Annotated in this window: 9 protein-coding genes; 1 reads left to right on the top strand and 8 read right to left on the bottom strand. The window is 42.7% G+C overall.

The genetic code is table 11. The annotated features are described in order from the left end of the window. Positions 1-31: 31 nt before the first annotated feature. The 8 genes from IGI49_RS01780 to IGI49_RS01745 all read right to left on the bottom strand — a co-directional run bounded on the left by IGI49_RS01780 (position 32) and on the right by IGI49_RS01745 (position 14,636). Positions 32-7,063, bottom strand: coding sequence for an LPXTG cell wall anchor domain-containing protein (locus tag IGI49_RS01780; RefSeq protein WP_429963146.1), 7,032 nt, complete (start codon positions 7,061-7,063; stop codon positions 32-34). A gap of 47 nt (positions 7,064-7,110) precedes the next feature. After that, on the bottom strand, positions 7,111-8,832 hold the full coding sequence (locus tag IGI49_RS01775) for a hypothetical protein (protein ID WP_242704685.1): 1,722 nt from the start codon (positions 8,830-8,832) through the stop codon (positions 7,111-7,113). Between the two features lie 184 nt (positions 8,833-9,016). Beyond that, positions 9,017-9,187, bottom strand: coding sequence for a hypothetical protein (locus IGI49_RS01770; protein ID WP_010755877.1), 171 nt, complete (start codon positions 9,185-9,187; stop codon positions 9,017-9,019). After that, the gene (locus tag IGI49_RS01765; RefSeq protein WP_429963145.1) at positions 9,188-10,003 is read right to left on the bottom strand and encodes a DivIVA domain-containing protein; all 816 of its coding nucleotides are present in this window, start codon (positions 10,001-10,003) and stop codon (positions 9,188-9,190) included. Between the two features lie 16 nt (positions 10,004-10,019). Continuing rightward, a complete protein-coding gene (locus tag IGI49_RS01760; protein ID WP_207705451.1) occupies positions 10,020-10,835 on the bottom strand; it encodes a DivIVA domain-containing protein in 816 nt (271 codons plus the stop codon). A gap of 13 nt (positions 10,836-10,848) precedes the next feature. Next, positions 10,849-12,609: a glucosaminidase domain-containing protein gene (locus IGI49_RS01755; RefSeq protein ID WP_207705453.1), complete on the bottom strand. Its 1,761-nt coding sequence runs from the start codon at positions 12,607-12,609 to the stop codon at positions 10,849-10,851. A gap of 110 nt (positions 12,610-12,719) precedes the next feature. Then, positions 12,720-13,115: a DUF1149 family protein gene (locus IGI49_RS01750; protein ID WP_207705450.1), complete on the bottom strand. Its 396-nt coding sequence runs from the start codon at positions 13,113-13,115 to the stop codon at positions 12,720-12,722. 414 nt (positions 13,116-13,529) lie between these two features. Beyond that, a complete protein-coding gene (locus tag IGI49_RS01745; RefSeq protein ID WP_347298900.1) occupies positions 13,530-14,636 on the bottom strand; it encodes a tyrosine-type recombinase/integrase in 1,107 nt (368 codons plus the stop codon). 553 nt (positions 14,637-15,189) lie between these two features. Here IGI49_RS01745 and IGI49_RS01740 point away from each other — a divergent pair. Further along, positions 15,190-15,951 carry a hypothetical protein gene (locus IGI49_RS01740; RefSeq protein ID WP_429963144.1) on the top strand — a complete coding sequence of 254 codons (762 nt, stop codon included), beginning with the start codon at positions 15,190-15,192 and terminating at the stop codon, positions 15,949-15,951. The last annotated feature ends 1 nt before the right edge of the window (position 15,952 follow it).

Here is a 15,952-nt window from a genome sequence, read left to right as displayed (position 1 = left end):
TACGTACAGCCTTTTCAAGTTTAGCTACTTCTTAGATTCTATTGTCACCTTTTTTTCTTTTCTTTGAGGTGCCGTAAAAAGCAATTCCCATCGAAACAAGTCCTAATCCAGCTACAGAATAGAGAATTTGCTCGTCCTCTGTTCCGGTGCTAGGCAGTAATTTTTTAGTTGCAGAAGTACCTGAGCTGTTATTGCCTTTTGTATTAGTAGTAGGAAGTGTCGGACGATCAGAATCCGAATCACTATCGGAATCTGAATCGCTATCTGAGTCCGAATCACTGTCTGAATCTGAATCGCTATCTGAGTCCGAATCACTGTCTGAATCTGAATCGCTATCTGAGTCTGAATCACTATCCGAATCACTGTCGCTATCCGAGTCTGAATCACTATCCGAATCACTGTCGCTATCCGAGTCTGAATCACTATCCGAATCACTGTCGCTATCCGAGTCTGAATCACTATCCGAATCACTGTCGCTATCCGAGTCTGAATCACTATCCGAATCACTGTCGCTATCTGAGTCCGAATCATTGTCACCTTGAACAACCGTACTTACACTTTGACTTACTTTGTCCTCTTTACCCTCTTGGTGACCTTTGACTAAGGCAGTAATAAGATCACCTTCTTCAAGCACTCTTCCAGTTAGTCTTGCATATTCATTGGCAATTTCGGCTAAGTCATATTGGAAAGTGCCACCAGGGTCAACTTCTATTCCACTAATAATCAGTTGACCATTCACATAAAGATCCACTGTATAGGTTCTATCATGATCCATATTTTGACTAGGAACTCTTCCAGAAATAACTGTATCACCAGCCGTGTTAGGATTTAAGGTCGGCGGATTAACAAACCAATTATCATAATCAGCATCTGCATCACTGTCCGAGTCTGAATCACTGTCTGAATCTGAGTCGCTATCCGAATCTGAATCGCTATCTGAGTCTGAGTCGCTGTCCGAGTCTGAGTCGCTATCCGAATCTGAGTCGCTATCCGAATCTGAATCACTGTCCGAATCTGAGTCGCTGTCTGAATCCGAATCGCTATCGGAATCTGAGTCGCTGTCCGAGTCTGAGTCACTGTCTGAGTCTGAATCACTATCGGAATCTGAGTCGCTGTCCGAGTCTGAGTCACTGTCTGAGTCTGAATCACTATCGGAATCTGAGTCGCTGTCCGAGTCTGAATCACTATCGGAATCTGAATCGCTGTCCGAGTCTGAGTCACTGTCTGAGTCTGAATCACTATCGGAATCTGAGTCACTGTCTGAGTCTGAATCACTATCGGAATCTGAGTCGCTGTCCGAGTCTGAATCACTATCGGAATCTGAATCGCTGTCCGAGTCTGAGTCACTGTCTGAGTCTGAATCACTATCGGAATCTGAGTCGCTGTCCGAGTCTGAATCACTATCGGAATCTGAATCACTATCCGAGTCTGAGTCGCTATCGGAATCTGAATCGCTATCCGAGTCCGAATCACTATCGGAATCTGAGTCGCTATCCGAGTCTGAGTCGCTGTCCGAATCTGAATCGCTATCGGAATCTGAGTCGCTGTCCGAGTCCGAATCACTATCGGAATCTGAATCGCTGTCTGAGTCTGAATCACTATCGGAATCTGAGTCGTTATCGGAATCTGAATCGCTATCCGAGTCTGAGTCGCTATCGGAATCTGAGTCGCTGTCCGAATCTGAATCGCTATCGGAATCTGAGTCGCTGTCCGAGTCTGAGTCACTGTCTGAGTCTGAATCGCTATCGGAATCTGAGTCGCTGTCCGAGTCCGAATCACTATCGGAATCTGAATCGCTGTCTGAGTCTGAATCACTATCGGAATCTGAGTCGCTGTCCGAATCTGAGTCACTATCGGAATCTGAGTCGCTGTCCGAATCTGAGTCACTATCGGAATCTGAGTCGCTGTCCGAGTCCGAATCACTATCGGAATCTGAATCGCTGTCTGAGTCTGAATCACTATCGGAATCTGAGTCGCTGTCCGAATCTGAGTCACTATCGGAATCTGAGTCGCTGTCCGAATCTGAGTCACTATCGGAATCTGAGTCGCTGTCCGAATCTGAATCGCTATCCGAGTCCGAATCACTGTCTGAATCTGAGTCACTGTCCGAATCTGAGTCACTATCCGAGTCTGAATCGCTGTCCGAGTCTGAATCACTATCAGAATCTGAGTCGCTGTCTGAATCTGAGTCACTGTCCGAATCTGAGTCACTATCCGAGTCTGAATCGCTGTCCGAGTCTGAATCACTATCAGAATCTGAGTCGCTGTCTGAATCTGAGTCGCTGTCCGAGTCTGAATCACTGTCCGAATCTGAATCGCTATCCGAGTCCGAATCACTATCGGAATCTGAGTCACTGTCCGAATCTGAGTCACTATCCGAGTCTGAATCGCTATCGGAATCTGAATCGCTGTCCGAGTCTGAATCACTATCGGAATCTGAGTCGCTGTCTGAATCTGAGTCGCTGTCCGAGTCTGAATCACTATCCGAATCTGAATCGCTATCTGAGTCCGAGTCACTATCGGAATCTGAATCACTATCCGAGTCTGAGTCACTATCAGAATCTGAATCACTGTCTGAATCTGAATCACTGTCTGAATCGCTATCCGAGTCTGAGTCACTGTCTGAATCCGAGTCGCTATCTGAGTCTGAGTCACTATCCGAATCTGAATCGCTATCTGAGTCCGAATCACTGTCTGAATCCGAGTCTGAATCACTGTCCGAATCTGAATCGCTATCCGAGTCCGAATCACTATCGGAATCTGAGTCACTGTCCGAATCTGAGTCGCTATCCGAGTCTGAATCGCTATCGGAATCTGAGTCGCTGTCCGAGTCTGAATCACTATCCGAATCTGAATCGCTATCTGAGTCCGAGTCACTATCAGAATCTGAATCACTATCCGAGTCTGAGTCACTATCCGAATCTGAATCACTGTCTGAATCTGAATCACTGTCTGAGTCTGAGTCACTGTCCGAATCTGAGTCACTGTCTGAATCCGAGTCGCTATCTGAGTCACTATCGGAATCTGAATCGCTATCAGAATCTGAGTCACTATCTGAGTCTGAATCGCTGTCCGAATCCGAATCACTATCGGAATCTGAATCACTGTCCGAATCTGAGTCGCTATCGGAATCTGAGTCACTATCCGAGTCTGAGTCACTGTCCGAATCTGAGTCGCTATCTGAGTCTGAATCGCTATCGGAATCTGAGTCGCTGTCCGAGTCTGAGTCGCTATCTGAGTCTGAATCACTATCCGAATCTGAGTCACTGTCCGAGTCTGAATCACTATCCGAATCTGAATCGCTATCCGAGTCTGAATCACTATCCGAATCTGAGTCACTGTCTGAGTCCGAATCACTGTCCGAATCTGAGTCACTATCCGAATCTGAGTCGCTATCTGAATCTGAGTCGCTGTCCGAGTCTGAATCACTATCCGAATCTGAATCGCTATCTGAGTCCGAATCACTATCCGAGTCCGAGTCACTATCGGAATCTGAGTCGCTGTCTGAATCTGAATCACTATCGGAATCTGAGTCGCTGTCCGAGTCTGAATCACTATCCGAATCTGAATCGCTATCTGAGTCCGAGTCACTATCCGAGTCTGAGTCACTATCGGAATCTGAATCACTGTCTGAATCTGAATCACTGTCTGAGTCTGAGTCGCTATCCGAGTCTGAGTCACTGTCTGAATCCGAGTCACTATCGGAATCTGAATCACTATCTGAGTCTGAATCGCTGTCCGAATCCGAATCACTATCGGAATCTGAATCACTGTCCGAATCTGAGTCGCTATCGGAATCTGAATCACTGTCTGAGTCTGAATCACTGTCTGAGTCTGAATCGCTATCGGAATCTGAGTCACTGTCCGAGTCCGAATCACTATCCGAGTCCGAATCACTATCCGAGTCCGAATCGCTATCGGAATCCGAGTCACTATCTGAGTCTGAATCGCTATCGGAATCCGAATCGCTGTCTGAATCGGAATCTGAGTCACTGTCCGAATCCGAATCGCTATCCGAGTCTGAATCACTATCGGAATCTGAGTCGCTGTCCGAATCTGAATCGCTATCGGAATCTGAATCACTGTCCGAATCTGAGTCACTATCCGAATCTGAATCGCTGTCCGAGTCTGAATCGCTATCGGAGTCTGAATCACTGTCTGAATCTGAGTCACTATCGGAATCTGAGTCACTGTCTGAGTCCGAATCACTGTCTGAATCTGAGTCACTATCGGAATCTGAGTCACTGTCTGAGTCCGAATCACTGTCTGAATCTGAGTCGCTATCGGAATCTGAATCGCTGTCCGAATCTGAGTCGCTATCGGAGTCTGAATCACTATCGGAATCTGAGTCACTGTCCGAGTCTGAGTCACTATCCGAATCACTGTCGCTTTCGTCATCTTCACCGTATATTACAGTTGTATCTTCTCCTGGGTCAGAAACTGCTGGTGGCTTATAACCCTTCTCTGGATCTTCTTGATCAACTAATTCCAATTTATTCCCCTCTTCATCGGTTGGGGTATATCCTGGAACATAAGGAATGACTGGATAGTTAGGGTCATCCGGGTCTAATGCTTTGCTAGGATCATTTGGATCGTTTGGATATTTAATAGTAATGGTTTCGCCAGTATCTGGATTCGTCCACGTAAATCCACCCATTGGTCTGTAAACATAGGTTACATTGGCTCCATTTGGACCAACCGAGGTAGGATTTCCTGCATCAGCTTCTACATATAGATAACCTTCCACAACATTTATTTTGTCTTGAATGGATGCACCTACCATGGTATCTTCCATAATATCTGATGCAATTGTTTCCCCAGCTTCATTCACATAATGGTAAGTCACGGTTGTTTCATTAGGTACTAAACGCCAAGTCGTATCTCCCATCTTAGTTGTCGGCTGCATGGTATCTCCCGGTGTTAATGTTTCTCCAGCTTCATTTATATAATGGTATCCTGCTGGTGGTTCTGGAACTTCCAAATCTCTTAGGTTCAAATTATCAGTAAGAATTGAGTAACGCGTAGTAGAACCAGTTTCATTGTTATCATAAGCAGTAGTATCAATAATCAGGCTACCTACTTCTTGGTAAACAAAAACCACATCTGGCGTTGGATCTCCATACTTCCCAGATCTATTAGCTGGCATTTCATGAAGCACATAGTTTTTACTTCTATAGTTTCTTACTTGAGCAAAATAGTCTTCATTGTATTTTCCAGGTATTGTTTGATCGTCTGCCCCAGCATTAATTGACTCATCACCAACACCATCACCATCTATATCTAGCATGTACTTAACAGTTACTGATGAATCTTTTGCTGTGTAATAATAGTCATAAGAAGTCGTTTGTCCTTGCTCAGGAAAAGTAATATCTAACTCACCCGTTAATGGATCGGCACCAATAGGTAACTTTCCTGCTCCTTTGTTTAGTTCGTACCCTTCGATTTCCAAATCTTCTGCTGTAACGCGGCCAGTATCGTCTGGCCAACCATTAATTGTTTTTGTACCGATCGGACCATTTTCATCGCGCAAATTTAATTGGACATAGCTTTGACCTTGTACAGATATTGCTGCAGGGGTTGTACTTGCAGATGACAGGTAAGTTTCTCCATGTAACATATCCAAACTAAGTGAATCTGCAGAGTTAATTATCGAATTATCTCTAAAATAAATATTAAAATCGTTATATGAACTGAAACCCATTGTTGCGTAAACTCTATCTACTAAATCCACAACATCTTCATTAATAGGGAAGCCTTGCATTCCAAAAAATTCTGAGGGGCTTGTAGCTCCGCTGTTTCGATATATATCCGTCTCTGTGATTTTTGGTGCATCAAAAATGCTGCCGATATTACGTGCAAAGACTACATTCCCTTCAGGAGTTTCAAATGAAGTATACGAATATGGTCCAGCAGCAATTAAAGCTTCTTTAATTTGTTCATCAGATGAATCTTGAGAAACTGTAATGTATCGCAGCGTGTATTTAGATGAAAATTCTTCACTAATACGTGGAAACATTCCTGTTTGGTATAAACCGTTAGCATCTGGTCTAGGAGCTGCCAGATTGATGGCAAGTTCACTAGAAGATAAGTCTCCGGTTGTGAATTCCGCAACTTCACCTGTTTTTATTTCAACACGGTTAATTTGTACTAAATTATCTGAAGAAACTTCTCTCGGCATCCCTAAAAGCTCCAAGTATAAATCTCGGGTATTATCTGAGTATATTGAACTATACATATGACTAGACCCACCTGCGGTTAACGGTCCTGTAATAGAAAGAGCTCCTGCATATGTTGGTACATCCGAATTATCTGCAGTAGTTAATTCCTGTGTCATACCAGCAAGAATATAAGTTACTTTTGAATCTCTATAGCTACCATTCACTGCCTGAAATGTTGGTCTAGCAATACCAGCAGCACCGGGTGCATTAAATATGAACTTTTTGTTACCTGAAATTTCATTAGTAATCTCTATTTCTAAGCCACCAGCAACAGTATTAACAATACCTATGTCAGTTAGTTCCATCCCTTTTACGGGAACTAATGCTTTTATTCCATCCCTAATTCCAGAAGTACTAACTGGAATAAACAATTTATCTCCCACCTGGATGGTTTTTGCTGAATTATCTAATATTGCTTCAAAATATATTCCGTTTTCTGCACTTAGATCAGGCATTACTAGAGAAGTTAACTTTTCGCCCGCTGAATTTAATATTTCAAAATTGCTGACAACAAATTCTACATCCTCATTAGCGGCCCAAGTCTTCGTCCCATCAGGATTCTCAGTCGCTCTTGGCGTAGGAGCCGCTGCAGGTGCTGCTGATCCATTCGTCGCTCCCGCTGCCGGAATCTCCGTCCCCGTCTCTAGCTGCTTCTCGGCTTCACTTTCATCCACCATTTCATTCTCAGCTGCATAGCTAACTTGATTAGCTAGTGGTGTACCAACTGTGCTGACCAGCATTGCCCCAGCAATACCGCCCTTGACTACCCAGTTCTTCTTCACCTTGTGCATCTTGTATTTCTTGATGGCTTCCTGTCGATAAACAATCTTTCGGTTGTTTCTCATGCTGTTATAACCCCTTTTCTCCTAATAATCCTTTTGTGCTCTCCAACCTAATCGCGATAAAAATACTCGTAAAAATGAATCAATCCACTTAAAAAGTGTTCCTGATCATCAATTCGCATTCGGAATTTGTCGTGCCGCGTATAGAAGCCGCAAACAACTTTCTCTGGCCGTTTTAAAAACATCGCCATTTCCGGATACATCACACCTTTTTCGATTTCGACTTCCGCTCGTTTCCGAGCAACTTCCCTTAGTCGCCAAAAGTCTTCTTTCGAAACAAAACGATCGAATGCCTTGGTTTTGTAATACTCTGTCGCCTTCACCTTGTCTGTCATCTTGATCGCTGCCATAAGCAGCTCCAACAAGGTTGGATAGGCGGTATCCCGCTGTTCGATAAAGCGTAAATTTTCAAATGCATTCTTCAAGCCGAATTCGTAGTATTTCTTCTCGTCTAAATAAAGCAATAATTCATTGGTAGCATAGCTTAACCAATGATCGTGGTACCGTTCGTAGTTTTTCGCCACAAATCGGTCAAATAATTTTTGCGCTAAGGCTAAATGTGCTGGATTCTTCGTAATCGCGTAGCCCCGCAACACACTGAAAACCGCTTCGCCATCGTAATAGATGATCTCGAATTTCTTCTTCGTCTCCAGCTGTTCATCCAAAATGTGGGTGGTCTCACCTGTTGAAGAAACAAACTTGGTTTCGATTCCTTTAATGATTCGATTAATCGCTGCTTCGTATTTGTCATTGCCGGTAATCGTCTGGAATTTAGCCAGAGCTAAAATTGCCAAGCCCTGTGCACCTAGCTTTAATGAAGTCCCCGAAGCTGTCTGCTCCTGTATGAACAGAGCCCCGTCTTTTTCTAAGGTTAGATGATCTAACCCCCAATCCAAAGCCCGTTCCGAACCCTTGAGTTCTTCCTTTAATCCTAAATACTCTTGGGCTTCCAGTAAGGCATAGACACTGGAAAAGTGCCGCACCGAATTGTAGCCTTTGATCTGATAATCATAGGTCGGATAATAGCCATAAATGAACTGACCGGATGCCTGAATCTGTCGCTGCAAAAAGGCTTCGCCATTCGTAATCGCTTCATCCACCTGCTGGGGTAACCGATGCAAATCAGTTGCTCGCATGCCTGCTTGTTGTGGCTGGATGGATAAAGGTAACCACTCCTCCTGCTCAAAATAGAAGCCTTGCGTATCAAAAACGTAAAATTTACGCTGAGGAATTTTGCTTTTCAATGATTCACCGTACTTGCGCATCATATAGCCATCTACGTTTTTTTGATCAAAGGATAACTCTGGTGAATTGAAGCCAACCTTATGCTTCTCTGAAGGCTTTAATAAAGCATTTCCCATCAGCTCTTCGGCTAAAAAGGCGACATTGAATTTCTTATCAAAGGCAATCCCTCGTCGAAAATAATTGTTTCTCGGAACATTTGCCAGCTTTCGCATGAGTTCGAGGTAAGTACATTCCTCCATCGTGCGAACAATATCCACACGAATCATGGTGCCTTTAGCCGTAGTTAATTCTTTCTTTAACCAGTCAATTCCGCCCTCTAATGTGTCTGTTCGACTATTCCTTATTTTCGCTCGTTCATCTCCGCTAGATACGGATAAAAATAGATACTTTTCCGCCGTATCAACGGGTACCTGCTTAAGCAATCGTTCCAACTTCTTTACTTCCACTACCTGTCGTGCTCCTTCTCCAACAATCTGCTCATTTCCTTTCCAGGTAATTATCGCCACCTGCCGCGTTTGGGTCCCCATGAGTTAATCATGGGTTTACTTTCTGGTGTGACGCGATTCGGACTGTCATCGGTATCTGCCTCCCAAGGGTAAAGTCCGTTCTCGTCCTTCTCAAACTGTGCTTCAATCCATTTGTTATCTTTCTACGTGATGACCTATCATAATGAAATTAATCCAACTAGATTACTCTGCAACAGAAATAAGTTCATTTCCTCAGCTCCTTCACCTTTTCCGCCAACACTAAGATCTCCTTCAGCGTCTTGTATTCCTTGAAGTCATAGAGAAAGATTACCTTTTGACTAAACTTCTTTTCCAACGTCAAGTACCGCAGGACAAAGGGATCATAGATCGACGCCGTCTCTGCTTTCTTCCCCACTTACATGACCTCTTTCTCCTGTGTCAGTACCAGGGTTGGTGGTTCTTGTGGTGTGCTGCTTGTTTGTGTCTTTTGACGAACGGCTTCGTTCTGCTTCGTTAAGGTTTCGATGCTGTTCACGTATTCTTGACTGATTTCTTGACGAGTCGCTGCCATCATGCCTGCGAAGGTTTGGACTTCTTCACATATTCGCGTTCTCAGCTGAAGCAGCTCTTGCCGTTTTTGTTCTAAGTTTGCTTTTTCAGCTAAGAGTTCATTGGCCTGTTGATCCTGCTCCTTCTGCAGGGTGCTAATTTCCAGCTTGGCATCGAAGAGGTACTGCAGACGCTCTTCTTCTGCCGCGTTTAGTAAGCTGGTCTTCTGTTGCTCCACCTCAGAAAGCAAGGTGGCTTTCTTTTTCTCAGCTTCCTCTAACAATCGGTTGGCTGCTTTTTCCGCTGCCTGCAGGGTCTTTTGAGCGATGCGCTTCATCTTATTGAGATCCTCGTACTCAATCTGAAGCTCCTGGAAGCGTTCCAGCGGTTCTTTTTGAAGCGCCAGCTGTTTCTTTTCCTGTTCCAGCTGCTGGATTTTTCGTAGGAGTTCATTTTTTTCATTTTCCAGCTTAGTTGTGAAAACTGTTTGACCGGATTGTTGCTTAGAAAGTTCCGTATCCAAGCGATCCTTTTCTTCGACTAAGCGGCGATTACGTTCGTCGTAGGTTTCATAGTCATCCGCCACATTCCGCAGAAAATCATTAACGTCCAGCTGACGAAAGCCGCCTAAAACATTTTTCTTAAAGGTCAGCTTCCTGATCTCAATGGCTTCAAAATTCATTCACATTGTTCCTTTCTTACGCATGGATTTTTTGCACTTCTTCCTGATAGGCCGTGGCCCAGTGTTCCCACTTCTCATCATTGACCCGAGCCAGAGCGGCTTTGTAGTCATAAATCAGCGTGTCGCGGAAGTTGATTTCTTCTCGCTTGGCTAATTCCAGCTCTTTTTTGGTGTGTTCCATCTGTTCGGCCAATTGTGCCAATTCATTCTTGGCTTCCTCCAGCATGACAGCTTTTTCCTGTTCCAGCTTCATCAGCTCTTGTTGGCGAGTCTGTTCCATTTCCTGCTTCTTGGCTTCCATTTGTTCAATCAGGCGAGCCATTTCCTGCTGTAATACTTCCCGTTTTGCTTGGGCTTCTCGCATCAGCTGTGCTTGTTCTTCTTTGGCTTCTTTGATGATGCGTCCTCGTTCCACGTGGGCTTCTTCAATAATTTTGGCGCCTTCTTTTTCGGCACTGCGCTCGATTTCCAACGCAGCTTCCTGAGAAATCAGAATAGCTTCCTGGAAGGTGCTGCCGGTTGGCTTAATCGGCTCTTGTTTTTGCTTGAATTGCAAGTCCCGCAGCTGACATTCCAGCTCCTCAATTTGTTTCTTCTGTTCATGAATAGTGACCACATATTCCGAACGTTCCTTGCTCATCTCTTCAGCTTGTTTCTTCTGATGCGTGGTCAACATCTCAATCTCTTCCTTTAGATCTTCCTTGTCTTGTTCAAAGCGCCGATAATCCTTAGCGACGTAATACAAGAAGTCATCCACGTCGTATTTCCGATAGCCCGAAAAGGAAGCTACTGGAAACGTGGTTTTCTTAATCTTTTCTGCATCAAATTTCATTCAATTCCCCCTCCTAAAACAATACTGTTGCTGGATCAACCAGTCGCTCCACTGCTAAGGTTGAATCTAAGCACAATTCAAAGTGCAAATGGCTGCCGGTACTATTCCCGGTTGAACCAACAAAGCCGATCGTTTGTCCTTGTTCCACTCGTTCGCCTGCATTGACGGCAAAGTTACGTTGGTGGGCATACAAGGTGGTTTCACCATTCTCATGCTGGATCACGACATAATTGCCCCATGAGTAGTGGTACTCTGCAATCAATACTGTTCCTGATTTACTAGCGAAGATTGGCATCCCTTCACCTGCAGCTAGATCAACCCCGCGATGGAACTCACTGCCGCGCATCCCAAAGGAACTGGAGACAACAAAATCATTTAAGGGAAGTAAATACCCTGATGAAGCGACTTGGTTAGTGGCTTCAGCTTCTTCCTTTGGATGATCGTATTGCGTTAAGTTATAGGTTTCGATTAAGCCATTCAACTTCTTGTTGTAAGAAGTGTCTGTTGCATACTTGCCAGTCAAGAAAGCCGTAGCTTCTTCGTAATTCTCTGTGGTAGTTTTCCAAGCCCCTTTATAAAAATCAGGGTTGCCGGAAAGCCCTTCTTTCAATAGCTTGGCGTAATCTTCAAAGCAATCTTCATAATCATCATAGGCTCTGAAGCTGGCTTGAATGGTAGTCATATTCCCACCACCCGTGTCTTCTTGAGTGGCAAAGCTGACACTCTTGCCCTCGTGCTCACCCTTAATACCAAATAAGTTATAGTTCGGTGCTTGTGCCAACTGACTGCCGCCAGACCCGGATTCTAAAATGGCTTGGGCAATCATGACTGAAGCGTATAACTCTTGTTCCTGCCCGGTTTTTCGTGCAGGTTCGCCAATTTCTTCAATAAACTCTGCTGTCGTCACATTCCGATTAAACTTAATTGAGCCATGACTGGGGGTAGTCTGTTGAGGTCCAACGGGCACTATATTTTCAGGTGAATGAATGACAATCGGTTCAGTTACTGGTTCTTGAACTGATTGTTGTTCAGGCTGTTGCACATAAATTACTTCAAACTCCGATTCAGGAATGGGTACTTCCTTTTCTGGTTCAGCTGATTTTGGCTGTTCTGATACCGGAGCTTCCGGTTTCTCTGGTTCTGGTGTTTCTTTTTTGGGTTCTTGTTTTGGTTTCTCTGGTTCTGGTGTAGGTGCTGGCTTCTCTTTTTCTGGTTCGGGCGTAGGAAGTGGTGCTGTTTCTTCATCCTCAGCCTCCATCTCTGGAGTAGAAGCTTCTTCATCTGTTTCAGTATCTTGAGCCAGCCCCTTCTGCTCGCTTGAATTAGTTGTTGGTATTTCTTTATCTGCATTAACATTTGAACTAGAGATTGATGCTTTATTTTCTTCTTCAGGTTGAACGAGTATTGGTGTGCTCTCGTTAATTTGTTCATTTATAGTTGATTGGTTACTGGTTTCTGCATTTGCTTCCGGTCTCGGTTCATTTTCTTTTCCGTTAGTATTCACTTCTACTTCAGATGTTACAGGTTCTAGTTTTTTAGTTGCTTCTGCTTGAGTAGCAACAGTTGAAGACTCAAAAGTGATAGAACCATTGTTTGGTGCCGTGTCACTCGCGACTTTATTTTCAGTCGATACGGTCTCTTCTGCTGCATGGGCAAAAACAGAGGTACTGTTTAATACAATCGAAGCCGAACCTAGCAGCGTAGTAGTGCCAATAATCCCTTTCTTTAATGTTGGATGCTTACTTCGTGAACGAAACACTTCTTGTTCCCACATTCGCTGATATTTTTTTTTCAAGTTATTTTTCTCCTATCCCGTTACTTTTTGCTATAATCGAATCAGGTCGTTTCTTGAACAACACCTGTAGTTGCAGATACTTTATTCATTCATAAGGGACTAGAACCATTCACTTGATTAAAATCTAAAAAGGTTCCTGGCTCATTTAGAGCGATTTCACTCGTTTCGTATGTTAAGCGCTGCACAATTTCTAATAAGGGGGTGACTAATTCCGTAATTTCAGACTCTGTGAGATCGTCTTGGGATTCAACCAGCTTATTTTTAATATGGTTGATTTGGCTAATGCCACCTGAAACCTTAAATTGCTTAACCGTTAATGAAAAATCTAGCCGCGTTCCAATCGTACAGGTTTGCTGTTCTAAAGATTCTGGCTGTTCGGTATCCAGTGGAAGGATACTTAAATTAAGCAGTTGCTGCTCCGTCGTATCTTGTATTCGATCGTAATGAAACGATTCCACTAGCGGGTTTCGTCTGTGAATGTCCATAACATTCCCTCCTGACAGTTAATTTCTATGCGATTAAACGTTGTGTTTAATCATTTATTTATGATTAAACATGCACGATTTCCCGTTTTACCTTCTATAAAATGGGAGAATTTATGTCCTGGTCTTCTCAAGACTAAGACACACACTAAAAAACCTCTAAAGCCAACAAAAAAGCCATCACCTGACGGCCTTTGACGGCTTAAAGAGAGTTAAAAAAATTTTATGCTCAGATTTTTTAAATTTTTCTAAAGCTCAAATGACTAATTTTTCGGGATTTTTAGACACAACGAACTGAATTTTCGAAGAAATTGATTAGCCAATTCGAGTAAGCGTTTTCCTTAAAAAATGCAAAAAAAGCCACCCTGTTGTTCCAATCAACACTTTTCGATAATGATTATTATCTAGTGTTCATTTTCAACTGATGGCTTTTTCCATTTGTTTTACTACTTGAACCTTTTGTTCCATAAAGGAAGACGTGTAGGTATCCAGCGTTAATTGCGTCGAGCTATGCCCCATCATTTGACTAACACTCTTAATATCCCCTTGGCTTTCAATGCAGCGCGTCGCAAAGGTATGGCGCAGTTGATGGAAATGAATCTGCTCAAGGTTCGCCTTCTTACGAATCTTATGAAAATGATAGGTCAGTAAGCGTGGCTCTGAAGGGTTTTCTGCGGTCGAAAAGATAAATCTCCCACTGGATTTTGCCTTATGCTTCAGTAATACCTTTTTTAGTAACTTGCTCATCGGAATAGACCGAATAGAGGAAGCTGTTTTCGAGCTTGTATAGATCAGCTTGGTTTTTTGTTCTTCCAATAGAGAAAATACTCGTTGAAAGGTTGACCGGACATGAATGGTGTTTGTCTTAAAGTTGATGTCTTCCCACGATAAGGCTGCTGCTTCACCAATTCGTAACCCAGCATGTAGAGCTAATAATGTCGGCAAGCCTTTACTTGTCTCTTCCTCAATAGCTATCTCTTCCAAGTTTTTTTGTTCAACTTTAGTAAGTGCCTGCTGCTGCCGCTTTTCTACTTTAGGTAGTTTGACTGATGTAAAAGGATTCACATGTAATAATTCCTGATTGATGGCTTGATTCATGCACTGCTTTACAATACGGAAGACCACTTGGATCGTTGAAGCTTTCAGACCCCGTTGCTGTAAGGAGTTCAATAGTTCTATCCCTGTTTCCTTATCTAATTCATTGAGACTATACTCCCCAATTACCGACAGAACATAATGACATAATTTGTGTTCATAGTTCGCGTATGTCGATTCCTTTACATCTTGCTTCACTTGCTGTAACCACTGCATGCCCCACTCTTGAAAGGAAAAGCAAGCTGTGCCTTGTTTTTCTTGGAGCAATTGATACTTCATTTTTAATGGATATAGCTTCTTACGAACGCCTTGAAGCGTCCTAGAGTACACAGATCTGTACTTCGTTTTTCCATCCGCCCGCTTTCCAATAGGATAACGTCCCTCCCAACGTTTATCTTTTCGTTTATATATATTCTCGCCTCTGCGCATAATTCATTTTCCTTTCATTAAATGACGGTATTTTTGACGGCAAATAGAAAGTATCCTTTATTCTGCCATTTGTAGTCGCTCTACTTAATAGGAATAAATAAAAAAAATCACAATAATTATTTTTTTAAAAGATATTGCGTATTCAAACCGCTTATTCTATAATTAATTCAGTTAACAATAATCTTTTAGGCCAAACCTCTTTCAAAATTTTACAAGTTCTTAGTCTTGAGAAGACCAGGACATAAATTTTACAACAGAACCCCTTCAAATTAACCATTATGTTCATTTCGATACCCCCAAAGGTTAAATAGAACTTCCCTTAAAATCATTTCTATATATTTATTATATTACACAAATGGCCAAAAAGTTAAAATTACATAAATTATTTTATAGTTATTTCAGATAAAAATTCGAATAACCACTTTTTTGCACCTATTCCAAAATTTAATTTTTATAGTATTATTATTATATGGCTGTGATTCGTTGGTAAGAATCAAAGAAATCAGCCACCATTAATTAAATTATTTTTTTGAGAAGAATTGGAGTGAAAAAAATGAAAAAGAAAAAAGGAAAAGATTCACGGGGAAATGAAAGCGTTAAATACTTAGACTGCACGAAATGGTCGCCTGAATGGGAGGAATTGCTTGAAGAAGCCTATACCAGCTACCCACGCTTAGGGATTCAAACCATTCACATGGTCTTACCCATTCCTGGAAAAAGAGGCACCCTTGTCTTCCATGACACTAATCAATGGTATCATTCAACGTTCCACACCTTGACTACCCTACTTCGCAAACAGGAGTCTTCAACATTCTATAATTACTATTTAACTTCTAACGTTTTAAAACAAATTAAAGGGTTTCAAAAACGGCTATTACCCATGATTAATGCCAAATTTGTTCTATTCTCATTAGCTTCACCTAAAAATTCCATCTGGCTTAATCCTTTGTCGATGAATAAAGTTCGGGAAGAATCTGAACGAACATTCATCAAAATGGCGACTGGTCCAGGTCTGGTGGTTCACACCAGCAAACAAGCGATTGACAAGTATGCGGCGAATGCACTATTGAGCTTGACATGTTCCAAGCGGGATATGTCTTGGGTTACTGGTATTTCTCCAGACATGCACCCCTTAGATTACCTAGAGTTACCAGATACTCCATTTATTGATCAATTGAGCCATCGCCACCAGGATATACTGCAGGACTTCCCCATTACATATGGTGAATTTTCCCAACACTATTCACTTCACTATGCCTTGGCTCAACTCTTAGAAAAGAATCCATTTATCACTTTTGATGACCTTTCTTTTTAGC

Source organism: Enterococcus sp. AZ071, from assembly GCF_050499065.1.
Lineage (GTDB): Bacteria > Bacillota > Bacilli > Lactobacillales > Enterococcaceae > Enterococcus_A > Enterococcus_A ferrettii.
Note: the sequence above shows the minus strand (reverse complement) of the source record. Positions and strands in the feature narration are given on the sequence as shown.